The sequence below is a fragment of the Phenylobacterium glaciei genome (assembly GCF_016772415.1).
Lineage (GTDB): Bacteria > Pseudomonadota > Alphaproteobacteria > Caulobacterales > Caulobacteraceae > Phenylobacterium > Phenylobacterium glaciei.
Genome location: NZ_JAGSGD010000001.1, coordinates 3,552,127 through 3,576,442 on the forward strand (window position 1 = coordinate 3,552,127; position 24,316 = coordinate 3,576,442).

At 68.5% G+C, this 24,316-nt stretch carries 24 protein-coding genes; 18 read left to right on the forward strand and 6 right to left on the reverse strand.

Features of this window, described 5'->3' with window-relative positions; translation table 11 throughout:
* Nucleotides 1-7: 7 nt before the first annotated feature.
* Both JKL49_RS17560 and JKL49_RS17565 read left to right on the forward strand, forming a co-directional pair.
* Nucleotides 8-541: a P-loop nucleotide/nucleoside kinase family protein gene (locus tag JKL49_RS17560; RefSeq protein WP_215342189.1), complete on the forward strand. Its 534-nt coding sequence runs from the start codon at nt 8-10 to the stop codon at nt 539-541.
* Nucleotides 538-1,743 (forward strand): winged helix-turn-helix domain-containing protein, encoded by a 1,206-nt coding sequence (locus JKL49_RS17565; RefSeq protein WP_215342191.1) that lies wholly within the window; start codon nt 538-540, stop codon nt 1,741-1,743. Before JKL49_RS17560 ends, JKL49_RS17565 begins: the two co-directional genes overlap by 4 nt.
* Nucleotides 1,744-1,883: 140 nt before the next feature.
* Here the strand turns inward: JKL49_RS17565 and JKL49_RS17570 are convergent, their stop codons facing one another.
* Both JKL49_RS17570 and JKL49_RS17575 read right to left on the reverse strand, forming a co-directional pair.
* Nucleotides 1,884-3,671, reverse strand: coding sequence for an ABC transporter ATP-binding protein (locus tag JKL49_RS17570; RefSeq protein ID WP_215342193.1), 1,788 nt, complete (start codon nt 3,669-3,671; stop codon nt 1,884-1,886).
* On the reverse strand, nt 3,668-5,455 hold the full coding sequence (locus JKL49_RS17575; protein ID WP_215342195.1) for an ABC transporter ATP-binding protein: 1,788 nt from the start codon (nt 5,453-5,455) through the stop codon (nt 3,668-3,670). The genes JKL49_RS17570 and JKL49_RS17575 overlap by 4 nt, the downstream gene beginning before the upstream one ends.
* A 362-nt stretch (nt 5,456-5,817) precedes the next feature.
* On the opposite strand from JKL49_RS17575, the gene ubiA reads away from it, so the two are divergent.
* The gene (gene ubiA / locus JKL49_RS17580) at nt 5,818-6,756 is read left to right on the forward strand and encodes a 4-hydroxybenzoate octaprenyltransferase (RefSeq protein WP_215342197.1); all 939 of its coding nucleotides are present in this window, start codon (nt 5,818-5,820) and stop codon (nt 6,754-6,756) included.
* On the opposite strand, the gene JKL49_RS17585 is transcribed toward ubiA, so the two are convergent.
* A complete protein-coding gene (locus JKL49_RS17585; protein ID WP_215342199.1) occupies nt 6,753-7,097 on the reverse strand; it encodes a lysozyme inhibitor LprI family protein in 345 nt (114 codons plus the stop codon). The genes ubiA and JKL49_RS17585 overlap by 4 nt on opposite strands.
* A gap of 114 nt (nt 7,098-7,211) precedes the next feature.
* Between JKL49_RS17585 and JKL49_RS17590 the strand changes: the two genes are divergently transcribed.
* The 6 genes from JKL49_RS17590 to JKL49_RS17615 all read left to right on the forward strand — a co-directional run bounded on the left by JKL49_RS17590 (nt 7,212) and on the right by JKL49_RS17615 (nt 12,864).
* Complete coding sequence (locus JKL49_RS17590) at nt 7,212-8,147, forward strand: fatty acid desaturase family protein (protein WP_215342200.1); 936 nt, start codon at nt 7,212-7,214, stop codon at nt 8,145-8,147.
* A gap of 8 nt (nt 8,148-8,155) precedes the next feature.
* Nucleotides 8,156-8,818, forward strand: coding sequence for a class I SAM-dependent methyltransferase (locus JKL49_RS17595; RefSeq protein ID WP_215342202.1), 663 nt, complete (start codon nt 8,156-8,158; stop codon nt 8,816-8,818).
* Between the two features lie 44 nt (nt 8,819-8,862).
* Nucleotides 8,863-9,207 carry a VOC family protein gene (locus JKL49_RS17600; protein WP_215342204.1) on the forward strand — a complete coding sequence of 115 codons (345 nt, stop codon included), beginning with the start codon at nt 8,863-8,865 and terminating at the stop codon, nt 9,205-9,207.
* A 53-nt stretch (nt 9,208-9,260) separates the two neighbouring features.
* Nucleotides 9,261-10,490 carry a S1C family serine protease gene (locus tag JKL49_RS17605; protein WP_215342206.1) on the forward strand — a complete coding sequence of 410 codons (1,230 nt, stop codon included), beginning with the start codon at nt 9,261-9,263 and terminating at the stop codon, nt 10,488-10,490.
* Nucleotides 10,491-10,578: 88 nt separating this feature from the next.
* Nucleotides 10,579-12,342, forward strand: a complete 1,764-nt coding sequence (gene ggt, locus JKL49_RS17610; protein WP_215342208.1) for a gamma-glutamyltransferase — start codon at nt 10,579-10,581, stop codon at nt 12,340-12,342.
* A gap of 177 nt (nt 12,343-12,519) precedes the next feature.
* Nucleotides 12,520-12,864, forward strand: coding sequence for an MmcQ/YjbR family DNA-binding protein (locus JKL49_RS17615; RefSeq protein ID WP_215342210.1), 345 nt, complete (start codon nt 12,520-12,522; stop codon nt 12,862-12,864).
* Nucleotides 12,865-12,995: 131 nt separating this feature from the next.
* Here the strand turns inward: JKL49_RS17615 and JKL49_RS17620 are convergent, their stop codons facing one another.
* A complete protein-coding gene (locus JKL49_RS17620) occupies nt 12,996-13,223 on the reverse strand; it encodes a hypothetical protein (RefSeq protein WP_215342212.1) in 228 nt (75 codons plus the stop codon).
* Between the two features lie 91 nt (nt 13,224-13,314).
* On the opposite strand from JKL49_RS17620, the gene JKL49_RS17625 reads away from it, so the two are divergent.
* From JKL49_RS17625 to JKL49_RS17655, 7 genes are all read left to right on the forward strand, one after another.
* Nucleotides 13,315-14,841, forward strand: coding sequence for a UbiD family decarboxylase (locus JKL49_RS17625; RefSeq protein WP_215342214.1), 1,527 nt, complete (start codon nt 13,315-13,317; stop codon nt 14,839-14,841).
* A gap of 66 nt (nt 14,842-14,907) precedes the next feature.
* The gene (locus JKL49_RS17630) at nt 14,908-15,315 is read left to right on the forward strand and encodes an MAPEG family protein (RefSeq protein ID WP_215342216.1); all 408 of its coding nucleotides are present in this window, start codon (nt 14,908-14,910) and stop codon (nt 15,313-15,315) included.
* A gap of 246 nt (nt 15,316-15,561) precedes the next feature.
* The gene (locus JKL49_RS17635) at nt 15,562-16,968 is read left to right on the forward strand and encodes an alkaline phosphatase (protein ID WP_215342218.1); all 1,407 of its coding nucleotides are present in this window, start codon (nt 15,562-15,564) and stop codon (nt 16,966-16,968) included.
* A gap of 137 nt (nt 16,969-17,105) precedes the next feature.
* A complete protein-coding gene (locus JKL49_RS17640) occupies nt 17,106-18,437 on the forward strand; it encodes a TldD/PmbA family protein (protein ID WP_215342220.1) in 1,332 nt (443 codons plus the stop codon).
* On the forward strand, nt 18,434-19,228 hold the full coding sequence (locus tag JKL49_RS17645; RefSeq protein ID WP_215342222.1) for a 3'(2'),5'-bisphosphate nucleotidase CysQ: 795 nt from the start codon (nt 18,434-18,436) through the stop codon (nt 19,226-19,228). Before JKL49_RS17640 ends, JKL49_RS17645 begins: the two co-directional genes overlap by 4 nt.
* 22 nt (nt 19,229-19,250) lie before the next feature.
* Nucleotides 19,251-19,490 (forward strand): DUF4170 domain-containing protein, encoded by a 240-nt coding sequence (locus tag JKL49_RS17650; RefSeq protein ID WP_215342224.1) that lies wholly within the window; start codon nt 19,251-19,253, stop codon nt 19,488-19,490.
* 81 nt (nt 19,491-19,571) lie between these two features.
* Nucleotides 19,572-20,639 (forward strand): hypothetical protein, encoded by a 1,068-nt coding sequence (locus JKL49_RS17655; RefSeq protein ID WP_215342226.1) that lies wholly within the window; start codon nt 19,572-19,574, stop codon nt 20,637-20,639.
* A gap of 3 nt (nt 20,640-20,642) precedes the next feature.
* On the opposite strand, the gene JKL49_RS17660 is transcribed toward JKL49_RS17655, so the two are convergent.
* Nucleotides 20,643-21,308 (reverse strand): fused DSP-PTPase phosphatase/NAD kinase-like protein, encoded by a 666-nt coding sequence (locus JKL49_RS17660; RefSeq protein ID WP_215342227.1) that lies wholly within the window; start codon nt 21,306-21,308, stop codon nt 20,643-20,645.
* Nucleotides 21,309-21,380: 72 nt separating this feature from the next.
* The gene (locus tag JKL49_RS17665) at nt 21,381-21,725 is read right to left on the reverse strand and encodes a VOC family protein (protein ID WP_215342229.1); all 345 of its coding nucleotides are present in this window, start codon (nt 21,723-21,725) and stop codon (nt 21,381-21,383) included.
* A gap of 88 nt (nt 21,726-21,813) precedes the next feature.
* Here JKL49_RS17665 and JKL49_RS17670 point away from each other — a divergent pair, with 88 nt between their 5' ends.
* Both JKL49_RS17670 and JKL49_RS21070 read left to right on the forward strand, forming a co-directional pair.
* Nucleotides 21,814-23,589: an ABC transporter ATP-binding protein gene (locus tag JKL49_RS17670; RefSeq protein WP_215342231.1), complete on the forward strand. Its 1,776-nt coding sequence runs from the start codon at nt 21,814-21,816 to the stop codon at nt 23,587-23,589.
* Nucleotides 23,586-24,287 (forward strand): lysophospholipid acyltransferase family protein, encoded by a 702-nt coding sequence (locus JKL49_RS21070; RefSeq protein WP_215342234.1) that lies wholly within the window; start codon nt 23,586-23,588, stop codon nt 24,285-24,287. The genes JKL49_RS17670 and JKL49_RS21070 overlap by 4 nt, the downstream gene beginning before the upstream one ends.
* Nucleotides 24,288-24,316: the final 29 nt, after the last annotated feature.

Below are 24,316 nucleotides of genomic sequence, written 5' to 3' on the forward strand. Positions count from 1 at the left end.
GCGCGCGATGGAGCTGATCTTCCTGCACGGCCCGGCCGCGGTCGGGAAACTGACGGTGGCGCGCGAGCTCACCGCCCGCACCGGGTTCGCCCTGTTCCACAATCACCTGGTGGTGGACGCCGTCTACGCGGTGTTCGAGTTCGGGACTGAGCCCTTCATCCGGCTGCGCGAGCAGATGTGGCTGTCGGTCTTCGAGGAGGCCGCGAAGATCGGCCGGTCGCTCGTCTTCACCTTCGCGCCCGAACATTCGGTTCCCGTGACCTTCCCAGCCGATACGCAAGCGGTGGTGGAGCGGCACGGCGGCCGAGTGCGGTTCGTCGAGCTCACCGCCCCCGTCGCCGAGCAGGAGCGGCGCATCGATGCGGAGTCGCGCGTCCAGTTCGGCAAGCTGCGGGATCTGGAGATGCTGCGGGATCTCCGCGCCAAGGGGGTCTGGGACTATCCGGCCATCGCCTCCGAACTGGTGGTGGACACCGGGGCGAATGCGCCCGAGCAGGCCGCCGAGATCATCATCCAGGCCCTCGGCCTCACCCGCTCATGACGCACACCCTCACCGCCCTCGAGGCGCGGCGCATCGCCCTGGCCGCCCAGGGCTTCGCCGACCGTCGACCCGCTGAACCCGGCAAGCGCCACCTGATCAAGACTATCGAGCGGCTGGGCCTGTTGCAGATCGACTCGGTCAATGTGGTCAGCCGCACCCACTACCTGCCGCTGTTCTCTCGGCTGGGCGTCTATCCCCGCACGCTGCTGGAGACCCTGGCCTGGGGCAGGAAGCCGGTCCTGTTCGAGTACTGGATGCACGAGGCGTCCCTGGCCCTCCACGCCCTGCAGCCGTTGATGCGCTGGCGGATGCAGGATGCTCGCGAGGGCGTCGGCCTCTGGAAGGGCGTCGCCCGCTTCCTGCGCGAGAACCGGCCCTTCATCGACAAGGCGCTCGCTGAGATTCACACCCGCGGCGCCATCTCGGCGGGCGAACTGGAGATCGGCGAGAAGAAGGGGGCGGGCGGCTGGTGGGGCTGGAGCGAGGGCAAGCGGGCCATGGAGTGCCTGTTCTGGGCCGGCGAGATCACGACGGCCACCCGGCGCACCACCTTCGAACGAGTCTACGGGCTTCCGGGCGACGTCCATCCCAAGTCGGTCCGCGACGCCCCCACCCCGCCGCGCGACGAGGCCCAGCGCGAACTGCTGCGCATCGCCGCCCGCGCCCAGGGCGTGGCGACGGAACGCGACCTGCGGGACTATTTCCGCATGCCGGTGGCCGACACCAAGGCGCGTCTTGCTGAACTCGTTGAGGCCGGCGATCTGACGCCGGTGTCCGTGAAGGGCTGGGACCAGCCGGCCTATCTCGACCCCGCCGCGCGCCGCCCGCGCAAGATCACCGCCAACGCCCTGCTGTCGCCCTTCGACAACCTGATCTGGTTCCGCGAGCGCACCGAGCGGATCTTCGGCGTCCGCGTGCGGCTGGAGATCTACACGCCAGCGCCCAAGCGGGTGCACGGCTACTATGTCCTGCCCTTCCTGCAGGGCGAGGCCATCACCGCCCGCGTCGACCTCAAGGCCGACCGCAAGGCCGGCGTCCTGGTGGTGCAGTCGGCCCACGCCGAACCCTGGGCCAATGCAGAAACGCCCGGGCTGCTGGCGGCGGAACTGAAGCTGATGGCGGGTTGGCTGGGGCTCGTCTCGGTGCGCGTCGAACCCAAGGGCGATTTGGCGACTTCGTTGTCCGCGGCCTTGCAACCATAACAACCGTCATCCTCGGGCTTGTCCCGAGGACCCATGATCTCCGCCTCGCCGCAGGAAACACGGCGTCGCCGGGGGTGCTTGCTGGACCTCGGAGATCATGGGTGGCCGGGACAAGCCCGGCCATGACGGTCAGGAGAGGGCTATCCCACCCCCATCGTCACCGCGTGCAGCCGGGCATAGGCGCCGCCCCGTTTCACCAGCTCGGCGTGGCGGCCTTCTTCGATCACCTGGCCGTTCTCGAACACCAGGATGCGGTCGGCGCCGCGGATGGTCGACAGGCGGTGGGCGATGACGATGGTGGTGCGGCCCACCATGAGCTCCTCCATGGCCGCCTGCACCTCCCGCTCGGTCTCCACGTCCAGGGAGGAGGTGGCCTCGTCCAGCACCAGGATGGGCGCATCGGCGAGGAAGGCGCGCGCGATCGCCACCCGCTGGCGCTCACCCCCCGACAGCTTCACGCCCCGCTCCCCCACCAGGGTCTCGTAGCCCTTGGGCAGCTTGGTGATGAAGTCGTGGGCCCGGGCGCGGCGGGCGGCCAGCTCGATCTCGTCGGCGGTCGCGCCGGGCCGGGCATAGCTGATGTTCTCGCCGATGGTCCGGTGGAACAGGGCCGGGTCCTGCGGCACCACGGCGATGGCGCGCCGCAGGGAGCCTTGGGTCACCTTGGCCACATCCTGCCCGTCGATCAGGATGCGGCCGGAGTCCAGGTCATAGAGCCGCTGCACCAGCTTGACGAAGGTCGACTTGCCCGACCCCGTCGGCCCCACCAGCGCGATGCGCTCCCCCGGCGCGATGGTCAGCGAGAAGTCGCGATAGAGCGTCTGCTGGGCCGACTTGTAGCCGAAGGTGGCGTGATCGAAGACCACCTCCCCCAGGTCTCCGGCGAAGGCCGGAGCGCCGGGCGCATCGGCCACCTGGGGCGCGAGCGTCAGGTAGCGGGCCACGTCCTCGACATCGTCCAGCCCCTTCTGCAGCATGCGGATGTTGTCGCCGATGTTGCGCAGGTAACCGCTCATCAGCATGAAGGAGGTGACTCCGAAGGCCACGTCGCCTGCGGTCGCCTCGCCCCGCGCCCACAGCCGCAGCAGCAGGCCGGTGAGCCCCGCCTGCAACAGCACCAGCAGCAGGTTCTGCACCAGCCAGATGTCGGTGAACCGGGTCCAGGTGCGCTGGACGGCGGTGGACCACAGCGCGGTCACGCCGGCGATGCGCGTCGACTCCCGGTCCTCGGCGCCGAAGCCGCGCACCGTGGCGTTGGAGGCGATGGAATCGGAGATCGCCCCGCCGATCCGGCTGTCCAGACCCACGGACTTGAGGTTCAGGGGCCGGGCGAAGGTGGTGGTCAGGAAGATGTTGGAGGCGATGTAGAAGACCACCGTGGCGAGCGAGAACAGCCCCACCAGCGGCCAGCGCAGGATCATCATCACCGACAGGCCCAGAAGCACCGCCAGCGCCGGGCCCAGCCACATGACCACGGCGTCGGACACCTCGTCATAGCCCCACATGGCGCGGCTCAGCTTGCGCACCGTGGCGCCCGAGAAGTTGTCCCCGTGCCAGTCGGCCGAGAACGACTGCACCTTACCGAACCCTTCCTCGGTGATCTCGCGCATGTTGCGGGCGGCCAGCGGGATCCAGAACCGCGGCGCGAGGTTGCGCATGAGGGAGCCCACCAGATAGACGCCCACGAACAGACCCCAGGCGCCCCAGGCCAGGTCCTGCGACGACGGTCCCGCCGCGACAGCGTCCACCAACCGCCCCGAGGCCCAGGGCAGGGCCAGGTCGAAACCGATGCCGGCCAGGGTGGTCACCAGGGTGCCGGCCAGCAGCCAGGGCCTGCGCAGCCAGTAGCCCATCACGAATCCCAGGACCTTGCGGTTGCTCAGGACCCGGTTGGCGGACTCGTCGGCCTCTTCGTAGTGCTCGGTCACGCGCCGGCCTCCGTCACAGCATGCAGGCGGGCATAGGCGCCGCCCCTCGCCACGAGGTCCGCATGACGGCCCTCCTCCACCAGCTGGCCGCCCTCGAACACCAGGATGCGGTCGGCGCCCCGGATGGTCGACAGCCGGTGGGCGATGACCACCGTGGTCCGGCCCACCATCAGTTCCTCCATCGCCGCCTGCACCTGACGCTCAGTCTCGACGTCCAGGGACGAGGTCGCCTCGTCCAGCACCAGGATCGGCGCGTCGGCGAGGAAGGCGCGCGCGATCGCCACCCGTTGGCGCTCGCCCCCCGACAGTTTCACGCCGCGCTCGCCCACCAGGGTGTCGTAGCCCTTGGGCAGGCCGGCGATGAAGTCGTGGGCGCGGGCCCGCTTTGCGGCCAGGATCACCTCCTCCTCCGTCGCCTCGGGCCGGGCGTAGCTGATGTTCTCGGCGATGGTGCGGTGGAACAGGGCCGGGTCCTGCGGCACCACGGCGATGGCGCGCCGCAGGGAGCCCTGGGCCACGTGGGCGATGTCCTGGCCGTCGATGAGGATGCGGCCGGACTGCACGTCGTAGAGCCGCTGCAGCAGCTTGACGAAGGTGGACTTGCCGGCCCCCGTTGGCCCCACCAGGGCCACGCGCTCGCCCGGCGCCACCACCAGGGTGAAGTCCTGGTAGAGCGGCCGGGCGGCGTTCTCATAGCCGAAGGTGACGCGGTCGAAGATCACCTCCCCCAGCTCGCCGCGGAATGGCTTGGCGTCGGCCTTGTCGGCGAGCTGCGGCTCGGTCCGCATGTAGGTGGCGACGTCCACCATGTCGTCCAGGCCCTTCTGCAGCATCCGGGTGATCTCGCTGAAGTTCCGCATGTAGCCGGCCATGACGATGAAGGAGGTGATGCCGAAGGCCACGTCGCCCGGCGTCGCCTGACCATGGCTCCAGGCATAGACCAACTGCCCCGTCAGCCCCGCCTGCAGGACCACCAGGAACAGGTTTTGGCCCCAGCTGACGGTGTTGAAGGCGTTCCAGGTCTTGTGCTGGGCCGCCCGCCAGGTGTCCACGTGACGGGAGAACCGCTGCTCCTCACGGGCCTCGGCGCCAAAGCCCTTCACCACCGGATTGCCGCCGATGGCGTCGGCCAGGTTGGCGCCGATCTGGGAGTCCAGCGCCGTCGAGGCCAGGTTCGCCGGGCGGATGTAGTGGGTCGAGACCACGATGTTGAAGATCGCGAAGGCCACCACCAGCACGGCCACGAACACGCCGGCCGCCGGCCACTTCAGACCGATGGAGATGGCCAGGCCCGACAGCACGATCAGCGTCGGGGTCAGCATCCAGAGCAGGGCGTCAGAGGCGCTGTCATAACCCCACATGGCGCGGCTGACCCGCCGCACCGTGGCGCCGGCGAAGTTGGAGGCATGCCAGTCGGCGGAGAAGGCCTGCACGCGCCCGAACGCCCCCGTCACCATCCGCGCCATGATCCGCGAATAGTAGCCGTTGGACAGGCGGAACATGCCGCTGCGCAGGCTGTAGAAGGCCAGGTACAGGGCCGACAGGCTGGCCCAGGCGATCCAGGCCTTGTCGGTGGGCGAGGTGGGGGTCGCCACCGCGTCGATCAGGCCCCGGGTCGCCCAGGGGATGGACAGGTCACAGGCCGTCGAGGCCAGCATCAGCACCGCGATCAGCACAAACCGCCGGGGCTCGCCCATCCAGTGTCCCGCCATGAAGGCGATCACCTGGCTGTTGGTCAGGGTGCGGGGACGGTTATCGTCCTCATCGTCGTGAAGGTCGGTCATTTGAGCCGTTGGTGTCGGATGACGGCGGGGGATGCTGCGAGAGTCCGCGCATCGGCGACGTCATGGAAAATGGGGAGCGGCTGGAACGTCCAGCGCGGGTCGGCGGACAGGGGAGAATTCCTTGGGGCGGGCGCGGATGGCGCGCGGGCCGGGGAAGTCTCAGGTCAGCAGGAGGACCCGGCGGCGGCGCGTGCGGTGAGGGCGGTGGCTGGGATGACTTTCATCTTTGCTGACCCTCCTTTCCGGTCACGTCGTCTGTGGAGCCGGGAAGCTAGGCGGGAGGGATTCCCGCGTCAAGCGACCGCGTTACGCCAAATTCTGACTGCGGCGCGAAAGCCACGGTCTGGTATGCAGGGGCCAAGATGACCGCCACTGACCACCTCCCCGACGCCACCCCCACCAACTGGGTGGACCGCTATGCGCCCGCAGCTCTGCGCCCGTGGCTGAAGCTGGGACGCTTCGACCGGCCCACCGGCATCTGGCTGCTGATGCTGCCGGGCTGGCAGGGGATCGCGCTGGCCGCCGCCATGGAGCGTCAGGCGCCGAACCCCGTGCTGATGCTGGAATTCTTCCTCGGCGCGGCCCTGATGCGCGCCGCCGGCTGCGCCTATAACGACATCGTCGACCGCGATTTCGACGCCAAGGTGGCCCGCACCGCGGGCCGCCCGATCCCGTCGGGCCAGATCAGCGTCAAGCAGGCCTGGGCCTTCGTGGTCGCCTGCGCCCTGGTCTCGTTGGCCATCCTGCTGACCATGGGCTGGGTCGCCATCGCGCTGGGCGTCGCGTCGCTGGGTCTGGTGGCCGCCTATCCCTTCATGAAGCGGATCACCTGGTGGCCGCAGGCCTGGCTGGGCCTCACCTTCAACTGGGGCGCCCTGCTGGGCTATGCCGCCGCCACCGGCCACCTGTCCTGGCCCGCCGGCCTGCTCTATGCCTCGGGCTTCTTCTGGACCCTGGGCTACGACACCATCTACGCGGTCCAGGACCTGGAGGACGATGCGCTCGCCGGCGTGAAGTCCTCGGCCCTGCGGCTGGGCGACGCAGCCCCCAAGGCGGTGCTGGGCTTCTATGTGGCGGCCTTCGTCCTGGCGCTCGCCGCCGCCTGGGTCGGAGGGCTCGGCCCCCTCTTCCTGCCGCCGGCCGCCCTGTTCGGCGTCCACCTGTCGCGGCAGGCCGCCCGGCTGGACGTGAAGGATGGCGTGGCCGCGTTGGCGCTCTTCAAGTCCAACAGCCTGGCCGGCCTGCTGCTGGTGATGGCCATGGCCGCCGGCATGTGGTCGGGGCCGGCCTCCAGTATCTAGAACGGCCCCTGGCTGTAGACGTGGTCCAGCACCTTGTTCAGCTCGCCGATCCGGCGGCTATAGGACTTGGTCAGGCAGGCGCGGTTGGCGCCGCAGGCGCGCCGGCTCTGCAGCCAGGCCTGCTGGTCGTCCTGGATCGCGCCACGCCCCCCCATGGCCACCAGGTGGCGGGTGATATCGTACAGCTGGGCCAGCCTCACATCCTGGTCGTTCAGGGTCAGGCTGCCGCAGATCGCCTTCTCGTCGGGGCTGCGGGCCCGGGCGCAGTTGAAGCTGGCGGCCTGGGCGCCCGTGCCCAGGAGGGCCGCGGCGAGGGTGAGGACGGCGAGGCGTTGGCGCATGCTGATCTCCAGGCGACGAGGCTCCAGCCTAGGACATGGCCGCCGGTTCCCCAACCGCCGTCGTGACCTAGGGTCACGCTGTTTCGTCACGACGTTTTGTGGGACTATGTCGCCATGGCAGCCGCAGCCCGCGTCGATCCCAAGACCTATTTCCCGCCCGAGACCTGGGCGCGCCTCGCCGCACACTCCAACTGGCGCGGCCTGGCGCTCGTCGCCCACGCCTGGATCGTGATCCTGGCGGCCGGGGCCATGGTGGTGGTCTGGCCCCTGACCCTGCCGCTGGCTGTCATGATCATCGGCGGCCGGCAGCTGGGCCTGGCCATCCTGATGCATGACGCCGCCCACGGGGCCCTGCACAAGAACCTCAAGGTCAACGACTGGGCCGGCGAGTGGATGACCGGCGGCGGCCTGGCCCGCTATCGCCCCTATCACCTGACCCACCACCGCTTCGCCCAGCAGGCGGAAGACCCGGACCTTGGCCTCTCGGCGCCCTTCCCGATCACGCGAGTGTCCCTGCGGCGCAAGCTGGTGCGCGACCTCACCGGCCAGACCTTCTTCAAGCAGCGGTTCGGCGACCTGGTCGCCCGGCTGAAGGCCCGCAAGCCGGGCGAACCCTTGGCTCCGATCCTGGCCGAAGAGGTCCGCCGCAAGCGCCGCTGGCTGCTGGGCGGCCTGGTCATCACCGCCCTCGGCGCCCCCTTCGGCGCCTGGTGGGCCTGGCCAGTGCTGTGGGTCCTGCCCCAGGCCACCTGGTATCCGATGATCACGCGGCTGAGGAACATCGCCGAGCACGCCTGCATCGCCAAGGACGAGCCCGATCCCCTGCGCCACGCCCGGACCACCAAGGCCAACCTGATCGAGCGCGCCCTGCTGGCCCCCTACTATGTGAACTACCACTGCGAACATCACATGTTCATGCACCTGCCCTGCTACCAGCTGCCCCGCGCGCACCGGGCGCTGGCGAAGGCCGGAATAACCGACGGCATGCTGGTGGAGCCGGGCGGGTATTTGAAGGTGCTGGCTCTGGCGGCAGGTAAGGCGTCCGGCTAAGCGAGGGGATGATCGATCCCAGTTTCGAGGGCCGCCGCGCCTTCATCCTCGAAAACACCCGGCTGCAGACCCCGCCCCACACCCCGGAGCTGCAGCTGCATCTCGCCGATGAGATCACCCCGATCTGGAAGATGACCGAGGAGGCCCTGGCCGAGATCGGCCTGCCGCCGCCCTTCTGGGCCTTCGCCTGGGCCGGCGGCCAGGCCCTGGCGCGCTACATCCTGGACAATCCCAAGCTGGTCGCCGGCAAGCGGGTGATCGACTTTGCCTCGGGCTCCGGCATCGTCGGCATCGCCGCCATGCAGGCCGGCGCGACCCACGTCCTGGCCGCCGACATCGACGGCTTCTGCGGCGCGGCGCTGGCCCTCAACGCCAAGGCCAATGGGGTCGCCGTGGACTTCACCGACGCCAACCTGCTCGACACCCCAGCCCCCGCCGCCGACGTCATCCTGGCCGGCGACATCTGCTACGAAAAGCCCATGGCCGACGCGGTGATGGCCTGGCTGGCGCAGGCGCGGGCGCGGGGGACCGCCGTCCTGATCGGCGATCCGGGGCGCTCCTACTTCCCGCGCTCGGGCCTCACCAAGCTGGCCGAGTACCAGGTGGCCACCACCCGCGAGCTGGAGGACCAGGAGGTCAAGAAAACCTCCGTCTGGACTCTCGCGGCCTGACCTTCTAAAAGGGAACAAACACAGAACTGAAAGCGGCGACCGAAATGCGCGAAGACGGCAAGATCGACTATGTGGAGCTGCCGGGCGCGGACCTGCCCGCCACCAAGAGCTTCTACGGCCAGGCCTTCGGCTGGACCTTCACCGACTACGGCCCGACCTATGCCGCCTTCGGCGACGCAGGCCTCGACGGCGGTTTCCAGGCCGATCCGGCCGAGGCGCCGGCCGCGCCCCTGGTGGTGATCTTCACCACCGACATCGAGGCGATGTTGGCCAAGGTGAGCGCGGCTGGCGGGGCGATCGTCAAGCCGATCTTCAGCTTCCCCGGCGGCCGGCGGTTCCACTTCCGCGACCCCAGCGGGAATGAGCTGGCGGTCTTCACCGAGGATTGAGTTGGGCGTGGAGCCTGTGCTGTAATTCCAGTCGGATAGCTGGGGGGCTGAGTATGCGTCGCGTGGCCTTCGTTGGATTGTTGCTGGCGCTGATGGCCGGGCCGGCGATGGCCCAGCCAATATCTGTCGGCTCGAAAACCCTGCCGGTGAATCTGGCGCGCGTCGTCTTCGATATTCCGCCGGGCCAAGTGCTGGGGGATTGGCGGGGCGGGCTTCTTTGCATTCCATGGTCGAAGCTGAAGTGGCGTGAAGGCCGCATGCAGGTCAGCGACAACATCTTCCCAGACACTTTCCGACGGGAAGTGCGGGCCGCAGGGTTCGAGAGCGGAAGCGACGATCTTTTCGACAACGAGGCCGATTCCGCGGGCGAGTTCACCATCGGCGCACGCGTGAAAGGTATGACGGCGGACGCTTGCAGCGCCGAATCCGAGTACGTTTCCCACCGCGAAAAGGGCTCGATGTCCTTCACGATCGAATGGCAGGTCTATTCGAAGCTGCAGCGAAAGGTGGTGGCCACCATCCCCACCAGCGGCGCCTTCGCCATTGACCGGTTCCAAAGAGACGGGGTCATAAACCCCCTGATGGTGGGCGCCTTCCGGGAGAATGTCCGCGCCCTGACCGAGTCAGAAGCGTTCCGCACAATCTTCGTGGCGGACGCTGAACAGGCGGCTCAGGAGCAGAAGCCGCAGTCAAACAATCTCATCGTGCTGACGGGCGCGGCGCCCGGCGCGAAAGCGATTCCCGAGGCGTCGGGTGCGGTGGTCGCCGTCCTGGCTGGGGCCGGCCATGGGACTGGCTTCCTCGTGTCGGCCGACGGCTATATTATCACCAACGAGCATGTCGTGGGCAAGGACACCAAGGTCCGCATCCGCTGGTCCGACGGCTTCGAGAGCGACGGGGAGGTCGTCCGCAGGCACAAGGCCCGAGATGTCGCGCTCATCCGCACCAATCCGCACGGGCGCCAGCCGCTCTATGTCCACCGCGGCTCCCCCGCTCCCGGCGCGACAGTGTTCGCGGTCGGGACGCCGCTGGACCTCAAGTTTCAGACCACGGTGACCAAGGGCATCGTCTCGGCCAATCGCATCTTCGAGGGGTTCACCTTCATCCAAAGCGACGTGGCGGTGGCGCACGGCAACAGCGGCGGCCCCCTGCTGAACGAAAAGGGCGCCGTGATCGGCATAACCGACTGGGGTCACCGGGAGGACGGCGAGCCCGCGACGCTAAACTTCTTCATCCCCATCGGCGACGCCCTGGACTTTCTGAACCTGCAAGCCGCACCCTGATATCGATGGTGCTAGAGGACCCTGCCCACGGAAAATCTGACTCAGGCCTGAGACCGGCGCCATAGTGGCGGCCAGTCTAGGAGTCCGCATGCGCCGCCGCACCTTCCTCGCCGCCCTGCCCGCCGCGGCGCTCGCCACCCGCGCCCTGGCCGACGCCCGGTCCGACAATCCCAACCGCAACCGCCCCGACGTGCACGGCGGCGACCGGGTGGACGGCGCCACCTTCGCCAGCCGCAGCGCCGCCTGGGGTGTCCATGGCGCGGCGGCCACGGCCCATCCCCTGGCCAGCCTGGCCGCCATCGAGATCCTGAAGGCCGGCGGCTCGGCGGTGGACGCGGCCATCGCCGCCAACGCTGTGCTGGGCTTCGTCGAGCCGATCTCCTGCGGGGTCGGCGGCGACTGCTTCGTCATGCTGTGGGACCCGAAGACCAAACAGGTGGTGGGCCTCAACGGCTCGGGCCGCAGCCCCAAGGGTCTTTCCCTGGAGACCGTTCGCGGCCGCGCCAGGAACGGCCTGATCCCATCCTACGGCGCCGTCTCGGTCAGCGTGCCGGGCGCGGTCGACGCCTGGTGGACCCTGCACCAGCGCTACGGGAAGCTTGCGTGGAAGGACCTGTTCAAGCCCGCCATCACCCACTGCGAAGAGGGCGCGCCGGTCACCCAGAACGTCGCCTACTATCTGGACCGCTCGCTCACCAACTTCACCAAGCCCGGCGCCGGCCTGGAGGAGGTGGAGAACTTCAAGTCGATCTGGGCGCCCGACGGCAAGACGCCGAAGGAAGGCGAGGTGTTCCGCAATCCGGCGCTGGCCCGCACCTACGGCCTGATCGCCTATGGCGGCCGCGACGGCTTCTACGAGGGCGAGATCGCCACCACCATCGAGCGCTACTTCAAACGCATCGGCGGCTGGATGACCAAGGCCGATCTGGCCGCCCACCACAGCCGCTGGGACCCGCCGCACAAGGTCAACTATCGCGGCGTCGACGTCTGGGGCCTGTCCCCCAACAGTCAGGGGCTGGCCAGCCTGCAGGCGCTGAACATCATGGAGCAGTTCGACCTCAAGGTGATGGGCTTCCAGTCGGCCGCCGCGATCCACCACAGCGTCGAGGCCAAGCGCTTGGCCTTCGAGGACCGTGCCCGCTACTACGCCGATCCCGACTTCGCCAAGATCCCCACCGAGTGGCTTATCTCCAAGGCCTACGCCAAGGAGCGCGCGAAGCTCATCCGCCCTGACGCCATCCTGACCCCGGTCAATCCCGGCCAGGCGCCCAGCCACGGCGACACCACCTATTTCACCACCAGCGACGCCGACGGCATGATGGTCTCCATCATCCAGTCCAACTATCGCGGCATGGGCTCAGGTCTGATGCCCGACGGCCTGGGCTTCATGTTCCAGGACCGCGGCGAGCTGTTCGCCCTGACCGACGGCCACCCCAATATCTACGCCCCGGGCAAGCGGCCCTTCCAGACCATCATCCCGGGCTTCGCGACCAAGGGGGACCAGCCGTGGCTGTCCTTCGGCGTCATGGGTGGGGACATGCAGCCCCAGGGCCAGGCCCAGATCATCTCCAACATGGTGGACTTCGGCCTGGGCGTTCAGGAGGCCGGCGACTCGCCACGCTGGCACCACGGCGGCTCCACCGAACCCACCGGCGAGGCGCAGCAGGGGGTGGGTGTGCTCAACCTGGAGAGCGGCGTGCCTGAGGCCACCAGGCAGGCCCTGGCCAAGATCGGCTGGGTGCTGGCGCCCGAACCCGGCGGCTATGGCGGCTACCAGGCCATCGAGCGCTGGCCCGGCCGCTATGCCGCGGCCACCGAGATGCGCAAGGACGGGGTAGCGCTCGGCTACTGATGGATTCCCTGTTCTGCGAAACCGAGATTGCGGTCGGCTTGTAGAAGGTGGGGTCGGGCGCCCTGCGCAGTGTCCTCCGGCGGCGACGGCGCGGCATCGCGGGCAAGGCCGGGCCCACGACGCAATTGACGGCGGCGGCGCTCAGGGCGAGCCTTCGCTCAAGGAACGGAGAGAGCCATGACACCCGACGAGATGCGCGAGATCATCCTGTCGTTTCCCGGCGCCGAGGAGGGCGAGTCCTATGGCGCGCCCGCCTACAAGGTGCACGGCAAGTTCTTCACCCGCCTGCGCCGCGAGGATCAGAGCGTCGTGCTCACCGGCGTCAGCTTCGACGAGCGCGACATGCTGATGGAGGCCGAGCCCGCCACCTTCCACACCACCCCGCACTACAAGGACTATCCCAGCGTGCTGGCCCGCATCGAGACCCTGCATCCCGGGTCGTTCCGCAACTTCCTGGACCGCAAGTGGCGCGAGATCGCGCCGAAGAAGCTGATCAAGGAATTCGACGCGGCCAGGGCCTAGAGCATGATCGTTTTAGACGGAACCGCGTCGCGGTCCCGGCTGAAGCGTGAATCATGCTCTCGCTTAAATCTGGAGCCTGATTCACCGCATCGGCGGAATCGCGAAGCGATTCCACCTCAACGGATCAGGCTCTAGAACTCGTCCTCCATCATCGAGCGGAACTGCTCGAAGATTTCCTTGGCCTGTTCCTCGGGCGGCGGTTCCGGTTCGCTCTCGCCGGCCTTGGCCACGGGCGCGCCGCCGGTCAGGTGGCCTGCCACCATGCCGTCCTGGACCAGCAGCAGTTCCTCCCCCTCGGCCAGGCCGGTGAGCAGATGAGCGAGCTTGGGGGGAAGGTCGTCGAGGTCGAGGCGTTTCATGGCTTTGATTTTACCCCTCCCGTCTCGCGCCGCAAAGGGTGACAGACGCAAGGCTCGGCCCTAGCTTCCGGCCAACTGTTTCGGAGAGCACATGGCCTATCGGTCCCTGCGGGATTTCATCGCCAAGCTGGAGGCCGCGGGCGAGCTGGTGCGCGTCACCGAGCCGGTCTCATCGGTCCTTGAGATGACCGAGATCCAACGCCGGCTGCTGGCCACGGGCGGGCCAGCGGTCCTATTTGAGAATGTCACCCGCGCCGACGGCGAGCCGTCGGGCATGCCCTGCTTGGTCAACCTGTTCGGCACCGTCAAACGGGTGGCCATGGGCGTCACCCTGGACGGGCGCGAACGCACCACGGCCGCCGACCTGCGGGAGGTGGGCGAACTGCTGGCCTTCCTGCGCGCGCCCGAGCCGCCCCGCGGCCTGAAGGACGCCCTAGACATGCTGCCGCTGGCCAAGACCGTGATGTCCATGCGGCCGGCCATCGTGAAGAAGGCGCCGGTGCAGGAGATCGTCTGGACCGGCGACCAGATCGACCTTTCCAAGCTGCCGATCCAGACCTGCTGGCCCGGCGAGCCCGCCCCCCTGATCACCTGGCCCCTGGTGGTCACCCGCGGACCTTCGCAAGAGCGCGAGGACAATTACAACCTCGGCATCTACCGCATGCAGGTGATCGGCAAGGACCGCACCATCATGCGTTGGCTGGCCCACCGGGGCGGCGCCCAGCACCATCGCCGCTGGAAGAGCGCCGGCAAGCGCGAGCCCCTGCCCGCCTGCGCGGTGATCGGCGCCGATCCCGGCACCATCCTGGCGGCGGTGACACCGGTTCCTGAGACCCTGTCGGAGTATCAGTTCGCCGGCCTGATGCGGGGCTCCAAGGTGGAGCTTGTTCCCGCCAAGACCGTCCCCCTGATGGTCCCGGCCAACGCCGAGATCGTCATCGAGGGCCACGTCCTGCTGGACGAATACGCCGATGAGGGCCCCTACGGCGACCATACCGGCTACTACAACTCGGTCGAAAAGTTCCCGGTTTTCCAAATCTCCGCCATCACCATGCGGAAGAATCCCATCTATCTGACCACCTTCACTGGCCGGCCGCCGGACGAGCCGTCGGTGCTCGGCGAGGCGCTGAACGAGGTCTTCATCCCCCTGCTGCGCCAGCAGTTCCCGGAGATCGTCGACTTCTGGCTGCCGCCGGAGGGCTGCTCCTACCGCATCGCCGTGGTCTCCATGAAGAAGGCCTACCCCGGCCACGCCAAGCGCGTGATGATGGGCGTCTGGAGCTATCTGCGGCAGTTCATGTACACCAAGTGGGTGATCGTCGTGGACGACGACATCGACGCCCGCGACTGGAAGGACGTCATGTGGGCGCTGTCGACCCGCATGGATCCGGCCCGCGACATCACCCTGATCGAGGGCACCCCCATCGACTATCTCGACTTCGCCTCGCCCGAGAGCGGGCTGGGATCGAAGGTAGGCCTCGACGCCACCAACAAGTGGCCGCCGGAGACCCACCGCGAGTGGGGCGAGAAGCTGGGCATGGACGAAGCCACGGTAAAATTGGTGACCGAGAAGTGGTCGAGGCTCGGCCTGCCGGGCGGCGGCGCGCCCGTCAAATAGCGGCAGGGCTTGCCCTTTCAGGGATTTCCACCCCAACTGCCGCCGCTAATCGGGGATAGTGACATCATGGACGCCGTAACATCGACATCGGGCAACGCCGCCGCCCTCTGGGTCGGCCTGCACATGTTCCTGCTGCTGGTCCTGTCCCTGCTGGTGGTCCGCCAGCGGCAGAAGCACAAGGTGGCGCTGGGCGACGAGGGCATCCCGGAACTGGCCCAGGCCATCCGCGCCTTCGGCAACGCCACCGAATACGTTCCTGCCGCCATGTGCGGACTTGCGGTTCTGGCCCTGGTCAACGCCCCCAGCCTGGCCATTCACCTGGCGGGCTTCGTGATGTTCGCCGGCCGCTGCCTGCACGCCGTCGGCCTCTCCAATAGCGGCGGCACCTCCTTCCCGAGGGTGATCGGCGTCCTGGCCACCTGGGTCGCCTATGTCTTCATCGGCGTGGCCCTGCTGTTCTACGCCATCGCCTAGAACGGCGCCTGACGCGCGCTGGCTATCGCCTCGCCGACGTACTCAGCGCGATCGCCGCGCCGCTGGGTCCGACCCAGGTGTTCGGGTCGAAGCTCTCCCTGGACATCTCGGCGGCCTATGACCTCACCGATCGCGTCCGCCTTCATGCGGGTGTGATCAACGTGGTCGATGAGTGTCCGGATCGGGTTGTCGGCTCCAACGACGGGCGGCCCTTCACAGAGGCCGGTGGTTTGGGAGTGGACGGACGTGAGTATTTCCTACGGATTTCGACGCGCTGGTAGCGCGGTTGCGGCCTTCGCCGCCGGCTTGGCCCTCTGCGGGTCCGCGCCGGCGGCCGAGCCCGCCCACGCCAAGAACGTCATCCTGTTCATCGGCGACGGCATGGGGGTCTCGACCCTGACGGCGGCGCGGATCTACCAGGGTCAGCTGCGCGGGGCCGACGGCGCGTCCAATCGGCTGAGCTTCGAGCGATTCCCCAACCTGGCTCTGGTGAAGACCTACTCCGCCGACAGCCTGGTCACCGACTCCGCCAACGGCGCCTCGGCCATGATGACGGGCGTGCGGACCATCAATGGGGCGCTCGGCGTTGACGCCAGCGTCGATCGCGACAGCTGCGCCTCGGCCCTGGCGGCCCGGGTTGAAACCGTGGCCGAACTCGCCAAGGCCCGGGGCCTCTCGACCGGCGCGGTCAGCACCGCGGCGATCACCGACGCCACCCCGGCGGCCCTCTACGCCCATACCGGCGCAAGGAGTTGGCAGGGGGATTTCGTCATACCGCCGGAGGCGGCGGCGGCGGGTTGTATCGACATCGCCCGCCAGCTTGTCGAAGCGCCGGAGGCCGTGCGGCTCGATCTGGCCCTGGGCGGCGGCGCGGAATTCTTCAAGGCCGCCAAGCGTCGGGACGGCCGAGATCTGACCCACGAGTGGGCCGGGCGGCCCGGATCGGTATTCGTCGACACCGCTCAGGCCCTGGTTGCCTTGCCGAACGGAACCCGCCGCGTCCTGGGCTTGTTCGCCAGCAACAACATGAGACGCGAAACCGATCGGCCCAGCGACGCGCCTCGTCTTGCGGACATGACCAAGTCCGCCATCAGCTTCCTGTCGCAGAACCCCAAGGGCTATTTCCTGATGGTCGAGGGCGGCCTGATCGACAAGGCGCACCATGTGGGCCTGGCCCACGAGGCCCTGAACGAAACCGTGGAGTTCGACGCCGCCATCGTCCAGGCCCTGGCCATGACGGATCCACGCAACACCCTGATCCTCGTCACAGCCGATCACAGCCACGGCCTGACCATCAGCGGGGGCGCGCGAAACAGTCCGATCCTGGGCCTGGTTCCCGACGCGGACGGCAAGCCGAAACTGGCGGCCGACGGCAAACCCTACGGCATCCTGAACTACGAAACCGGGCCTGGCGCTCCCGGAGCGGGCGAAACCCGCTTCGATCCCGCCACGAAGGACACCCTGGACCCAGCCTACGTCGCCCAGGCGGCCATTCCCATGTCGAGCGCCGCCCACACGGGGGAGGATGTCGCGCTCTACGCCCAAGGACCGGGGGCCGAACGCGTCCATGGCCTGATCGACCAGCCCGACATCTTCGAAATCATGCGTCTGGCTCTGGGGCTTCCGGCGCCGAAGCGCCCTGCGCGGCCCTAGAGCCCACGACCCAGTTCATCCTGGCTGACGTGATCCAAGTCAGCCGGGACAGGGTCTGGTCCGGCAGGTCGCCGGCGCGGGACGGGGTCTCGTCAAGCGGGCTTGCCCCCGCCGCTCCACCCGGCCATATCCACGGGATGGAAGAGAGCCTGTTAGCCGATGTCGTCGCCGCCGCCTTGAAGGCTGGCGCGGACGCCGCCGAAGCCGTTGGCGCCCAGCGCGCCGCCCTTGGGATCAATGTCCGCCTGGGCAAGCTGGAAGAGGTGGAGCGCGAGGAGTCGCGCGACCTCGGCCTGCGGGTGTTCGTCGGCAAGCAGCAGGCCACCGTCTCCGGCTCCGACGTTTCCGCCGAGGCCCGCGCCAAGCTGGTGGAGCGCGCCGTGGCCATGGCCCGCCTGGCGCCGGAGGATCCCTATTCCGGCCTGGCGGACGCCAAGCGCCTGGCCCGCGGCCCCTTCCCCGACCTTGATCTCTATGACGGCGCCGAGCCGACACCCGAGCAACTGGAGGATCGCGCGCGGGCCGCCGAGGACGCCGGCCGCGCCATGCCGCGCATCAGCAATTCCGACGGCGGCTCGGCCTCGACCTCTTCCGGCCAATGGCGGCTGGTGACGTCGGGCGGCTTCTCCGGCGTGCACCGCGCGTCGAGCTACTCCATCGGGGTCTCGGTGATCGCCAGCGACGGCGACGAGATGGAAGGCGGCTATGACGGCCGCACCACCCGCTGGCAGGCCGACCTGCCGACCCCCGAAAGCATCGGCGCCGAGGCCGGCCGCCGAGGCGCCGCCCGCCTGGGCGCCCGCAAGATCGCGTCCACCACCGCCCCGGTGATCTTCGAGAACCGCCTGGCAATGTCTCTGATCGGCCCGCTGATCGGCGCCATCTCGGGTCCCGCCATCGCGCGCGGCAACTCCTTCCTGAAGGACAAGCTGCACAGCCAGGTCTTCTCCAAGGGCATCCACGTCACCGACGACCCGCACAAGGTGCGCGGCCTGGGCTCCTCGCCCTTCGACGACGAGGGCGTGGCTAACCGCGCCTGGAACATCATCGACGACGGCGTGCTGACCACCTGGCTGATGAACTCCTCCTCGGCACGCCAGCTGGGCCTGGAGACCACGGGCCACGCCTCGCGCGGCCTAGCCGGTCCGCCCGGCGTCTCGACCACCAACCTCACCCTGCTCCCGGGGACCAAGACCCAGGCCGAACTGATGGCCCAGGCCGGGACCGGAGTGCTGATCACCTCGATGTTCGGCCCGTCCCTGAACGGCAACACCGGCGACTGGTCGGTGGGCTGCGCGGGCTTCTGGTTCGAGGGCGGCGTCCTGGCCTATCCGGTGGCCGAGATCACCGTGGCGGGCAACCTGATCGACATCTATGCCCGCCTGATCCCCGGATCGGACCTGGAATTCCGGGGCTCGGCCAATGCGCCGTCGATCCTCGTGGACGGCCTGGCCATCGCCGGGAAATGACCGATGCGGACGCCGATCTCGAGCTGATCGTCGCCGCGGCGGTGGAGGCCGGAAATCTCGCGGTGCGTCTGCGCGACGAGGGCCTGACCGTCGAGATCAAGTCCGACAAGACCCAGGTCACCAACGCCGATCTCGCCACCGACGCCCTGCTGACGGAGCGCCTACGGTCCGCGCGACCCGACTATGGCTGGCTGTCGGAGGAGACCGCCGACAATGCCGACCGGCTGGCCAAGCGCCGGCTGTTCGTGGTGGACCCCATCGACGGCACCCGGGCCTTCATCCGCGACCGGCCCTGGTGGTCGGTGTCCATCGCCGTGGTGGAGGACGGCCTGCCGATCGCCGGCGTGGTCTTCGCCCCCGATGTCGAGGAGACCTACACCGCCATCGCCGGTCAGGGCGCCAAGCTCAATGACGCCGGTATCCGCGCCAGCGACTGCGGCCTGGTGGAGGGCTGCGGCATGATCGGCGACGAGCGGATGTTCGGCCATCCCGCCTGGCCGGAGCCCTGGCCCGCCATGCGGATCGAGGCCCGCAACTCCACGGCCTATCGCATGTGCCTGGTGGCCGCTGGCTCCTTCGATGCGGCCATCGCCATCGTGCGCAAGAGCGACTGGGACCTGGCCGCCGCCGACCTGATCGCCCGCGAGGCCGGCGCCTATTGCGGCGACCACCTGGGCCAGGCCTTCGCCTACAACCGTGCAGATCCCTCGCAACCGAGCCTTGTCTGCGCGGCGCCGCGATTGGCGCCATTGATCCTTAACCGTGTCGGGCATATCGCCTTGAGGAATTGATTCACTTCGGAAAACCTCAACAATGCCCGACAAGCAGCTCCTGCACCTCGTCATCGGCGGCGAACTTGAAGACCTTGAGCACAACACCTTCCGCGACCTGACAAAGGTCGACCTGGTTGGGGCCTACGCCAGTCACGCCGAGGCGGTCGCCGCCTGGCGGACCAAGGCCCAGTCGACGGTCGACAACGCCTTGATGCGCTACTTCATCATCCATGCCCACAAACTGCTCGACCCCGACAAGGACGATCACCACGAACACTGAGGCGAGGAACGCTCTCGTCTACGGCGAGGCGTCTGGCTCGCGGCCCGCGCATGCCGTAACCTGCGCGACCAGGGCTATGGGATGAGCAAGATGAGCGGCGAGAGTTCCGATCCGGCGCCCGACCGCGCACGCCATGAGCTGGGTCAGATCTCGGAGTCGGACTATATCAACCCGACGCCTGAGCGGCAGGCCGAGCTCAGCGCCGAGATCGACCGCTATTACAACACGCCGCTGGATATGTTCCCGTTCTCGGAACATGCGCGCAAGCCCGACCGCTTCTACGACTTCTACGAGGCCAGCATCGATGAGCGGTTCCCGGGCGACCGGGACATCCGCAATGTGATCAGCCGCTACACCCGCGCTTTCTTCGGCTCCCTGGTGGGCTATGTGGCCGCCAAACGGGTGCTGTTTGCGCTCGCCCTGGCCGGCCTCTGGCTGCTGGCGGTCGAGGGCCCGGTCATCGTCGGCGGCATGGGCGTCGCGGGCCTCGGCCAGATCGCCGCCATCCTCGTGGCCATGCTGCTGATCCTTCCGGTGTTCGCGGGGATCAATGCGCTGGTGTTCCAGCAGTACCGGATCAGCCTGGAGAACCGCAGCTACGAGCTGTCGCGCCTGATCGTCCAGCGCACGCGGGAACTGCAGAACCTCTACACCACCCTGCGCGCCCTCCCCGATCAGGAGGAGACCCGCCACGTCAACGCCGGCAAGGCTTGGGGCGCACGCTCGGCCTACCTGGTGCGGCTGATGATGTGGGTGGCCCAGCGCATGGAATATCTGGAAAAGTTCATCCAGGTGGAGATGTGGCGGGTGCGCCGCGAACGCTACTGGATCAACTGGGCCGGCGGCTTCCTGGTGGTGCTGATCCTGGGAACCTGGGCCGCCCTGCTGCTGATCCAGACCGGCAGCCCCATGCCCGCCGCCCCCTGGGCCTTCCGCCTGTTCGAGGGCCTGGCCGTGGTCCTGGGCCTCGGCCTGTCCTGGGCCACCTATCACTTCTGGAAGACGCCCCTGAACCTTGCCCGCGACAAGCTGGGGTCCGAGGCCTGGATCCGCTACGCGACGCTCGATCTGGACAACACCATCGGCGACCAGATCAGCCGCGATAAGGAGCGGCTGGTGGAATATCTGAACCTCAACAAGGGCCGCTGAGGCCTATTCCCGCTTCAGCACGCCCTCGGTGAGCAGGCGGCCCCACATCTGGCTGCGGAAGTCGGCCTTGATCGCGGCCTCGTCATAGGCGGGGCTGTCGACCCATTCCAGGAAGCTCTGGCCGGCCGGCTCGCCCTGCGCCAGGTAGCGCTCGAAGGTGTAGTCCAGCACCCCGGTCTTGCCCTGCTTGATGTGCAGGTACTTGAGCGACAGCTGTTCCAGGGCCTCGCGGATCGTCTTGCCCTGCCGGAAGTGCATGTAGAAGACGCTCATGATCCCGGCCCGGTCCGCGCCCGACTTGCAGTGCATCAGGGCCGGATATTCGATGGTCTCGAACAGCGCCTGGGCGCCATGGACGCGCGCCCGGCTGGGGACCTCACGGCTGGTGATGGTGAAGTCCACCATGGTCAGGCCCAGCCGCTGGCAGGCGTCCTTCTCCAGGGCATGGAAGCTGGCGTCGAACCCGCCGCGCAGGTTGACGATGGTCTTCACGCCGCGGCGCTTCCACTCGGCGAGTTGGAAGGGCCAGGGCTGGTTGGTGCGCACCAGCTCGTCGCTGATCCAGTGGGCGTTGGAGAAGCCCAGCCGCAGATAGGCGTGGTCGTTCCACAGATAGTTCAGCGTGGTCGACAGCCGCCCGCCGGGCGTGGAGAGATCGAAATCGGCCAAGGGGGGCTCCGGGTGTTCGGCCCCTAACTAGGACGTGACGCCGCCAAACGGAAGCGCGGCGGCTGGTCCCACCTATTGCAGCAGGGTGAGCGTATTGCCGGCCGGGTCCTTGAAGTGGGCCAGGATCCCGCCCCAGGGCATCTTTTCCGGGGGCCCCACGAACGGCACGCCCTTGGCCTTCAGGGCCTCGTAGGTCGCCTGGATATCGTCCACCTGGATCGAGGTCCCAACGAAGCGGCCCACCAGGTTCTCGCCCTCGTGGCTCCCATCATCGCGCTCGACGATCAGGTCGATCCCAAGGTCGTAGCCGACGGCCATCTCCATGTCCCACTTGGCTGTCAGACTCAGGGTCTCTCCATAGAACCGCTTGGCTGCAGCCATGTCATCGACCCAGATTCGCAGTCCGTAGATCTTCACGTGGCCCACTCCCTCAACCATGCGGCGCCACATCTTAGCGCATCGCCGGAAGCTTGACTTCCCGCCCCTGACAGCCGACCCCAGGACGATGACCGGCCCCACCCCCGAGCCCGAGCTTTCGGCCCGCGCCCTGATCGCGCGCATCGCAGGGGTCTATATGCGGCCTCGCTGGAAGGCCTGGACCTGCGCCATGCTGGCGGCCATCGCCGTGGCGGTGCTGTCGGCCAAGCTTGTTCAGATCTTCGAGCCGGCCATCAACGACCTGCTGGTGAACCATAAGCCCGGCGCCCTGGTGATGGTGCCGCTGACCATCGGCGCCCTGGCCATCGGCCGGGCCCTGGCCCAGGTGATCCAGGCCTCCCTGGTCAACCAGATCGGCAACGCCGTGGTGGGCGACGTCCAGGTGCAGCTGTTCGGCAAGCTGGTCCGCGCAGACCTGGCCCACCTGCGCACGCAGCATTCCGGAGCCTATGTCTCCTCGGTGCTCTACGACGCCAGCCTGATCCGCGAGGCGGCGACCTCGGGCGTGATCAACTATACCCAGCACGCCCTGACGGTGATCGGCGCCGTCACCGTGATGGTCTCCAACGACCTGCTGCTGTCGCTGACCCTGGTCGCCGCCGCCCCCATCACCGCCTTCATCATGCGCCGGTTCTCCAAGAAGACCTCGAAAGCCGCCAAGGGCGCCATGGCCGAGACCTCGGCGCTGTCGACCGCCATCATGGAGAGCCTGGACGGGGTGCGGGTGGTGAAGATCGAGAACCGCGAATCCTACGAGGAAGCCCGGGTCGCCGAGGTGGTGCAGCGCCGGCAGAAGCACCTGGTGAAGGGCGCCAATGCGCGGGCCCGCGCCGCGCCGGCCACCGAACTGGTCATGACCCTGATCACGGCGGCGGTCATCGCCTATGCCGGCTGGCGCTCGCAATCGGGCGCCATGAACGTCGGAGCCTTCATGGCCTTCATCCTGGCGCTCGGCCTCGCCTCCCAGTCCCTGCGCCAGCTTTCCAACCTGGCCACCGTGATGGCCGAGGGGATGAGCGCCGCGCGCCGCCTGTTCGCCGCCCTGGATGTCGAGCCCGAGGTGCGCGAGCAGCCGGGCGCCGCGCCGCTGGCGCGCGGCGAGACCACCATCGCCTTCGAGAACGTCGGCTTCGCCTATGCCGGCGGCCCGCCCACCCTGAGGGACGTGACCCTGGAGGTTCATCGCGGTGAGACCGTCGCCCTGGTGGGCCCCTCCGGCGGTGGCAAGACCACGATCCTGAACCTGATCCCGCGCTTCTATGACGCCACCGCCGGACGGGTGACCATCGACGGGACCGACATCCGCGATGTGACGCTGGCCTCCCTGCGCGACCAGATCGCGCTCGTCACCCAGGAACCCTTCCTATTCGACGACAGTATCCGCGCCAACATCGCCTATGCGCGTCCCGCCGCCAGCCAGGACGAGATCGAGACCGCCGCCCGCGCCGCCGCCGCCCACGACTTCATCCTGTCCCTGCCCGCCGGCTACGACACCCTGGTGGGAGAGGCCGGGGCCCGGCTGTCGGGCGGCCAGCGGCAGCGGATCGCCATTGCGCGGGCCTTCCTGAAGGACGCCCCCATCCTGCTGCTGGACGAGGCCACCAGCGCCCTGGACACCGAGAGCGAGGCCCAGGTCCAGGCCGCGCTCGCCCGCCTGATGGCCGGCCGCACCACCATCCTCATCGCCCACCGCCTGTCGACCGTGCGCGGCGCCGACCGCATCTATGTGATCGACCGGGGCCAGGTGGTGGAGACCGGCGACCACGACGCCCTGATCAAGAAGCGCGGCCTCTATGCCCGCCTGGCCCGCAGCCAGGACCTCGAGGCCGAGACCGCGGCGTGAAGAAGTTCATCCGCCGCCCGGCCGTGCAGGCCTTCCTGGGCTGGGTCCTGGCCGGCTACATGAGCCTGATCCGCCACAGCGTCCGCTGGCGGCACGAAGGCCTGGAGAGCGCCAACGCCGTGCTCACCGCCGAGCCGGGGGTCATAGCCCTGCTCTGGCACGGCCGCATCCCGGTGGCGCTGACGGTGGCGCCGGTGCTGAAACAGGCCAAGCTGGCCCACTGCCTGGTGTCGCCCTCCGCCGACGGCGAGTTCTTCGCCCAGGCCATGGCCCACAACGGCTTCCCCTCCATCCGCGCCTCCTCGGCCAAGAAGGGCGACTCGGCCAAGGCCCGCGCCGTGGTCGCCGCCTTCCGCGAGGCAATGGCCTGGGTGAAGGGCGGCGGGGTGCTGATCGTCACCCCTGACGGCCCGCGCGGTCCCAACGAGGTTATGGCCCCTGGCGCCCTGCAGATCGCCAAGCGGACGGGCGCGCCGGTGCTGCTGGTGGGCCTGGCCGCCTCCCCCGCCGCACGGCTGGGCAGCTGGGACACCGCCATGGTCGCCACCCCCTTCGGCAAGGGCTCCGCGATCTGGGAAGGCCCCTACTACGTGCCGGCCGACGCCGACGACGCGGCTATCGAGGCCCTCACCGCCGATTGGGCGGCCAGACTTTCGGCCGCCACCCGAAAGGCCGAAGGACTCGTGGCGGGCGATTGATCCGGCGCGCTCCCGGTGAGACATAGGGT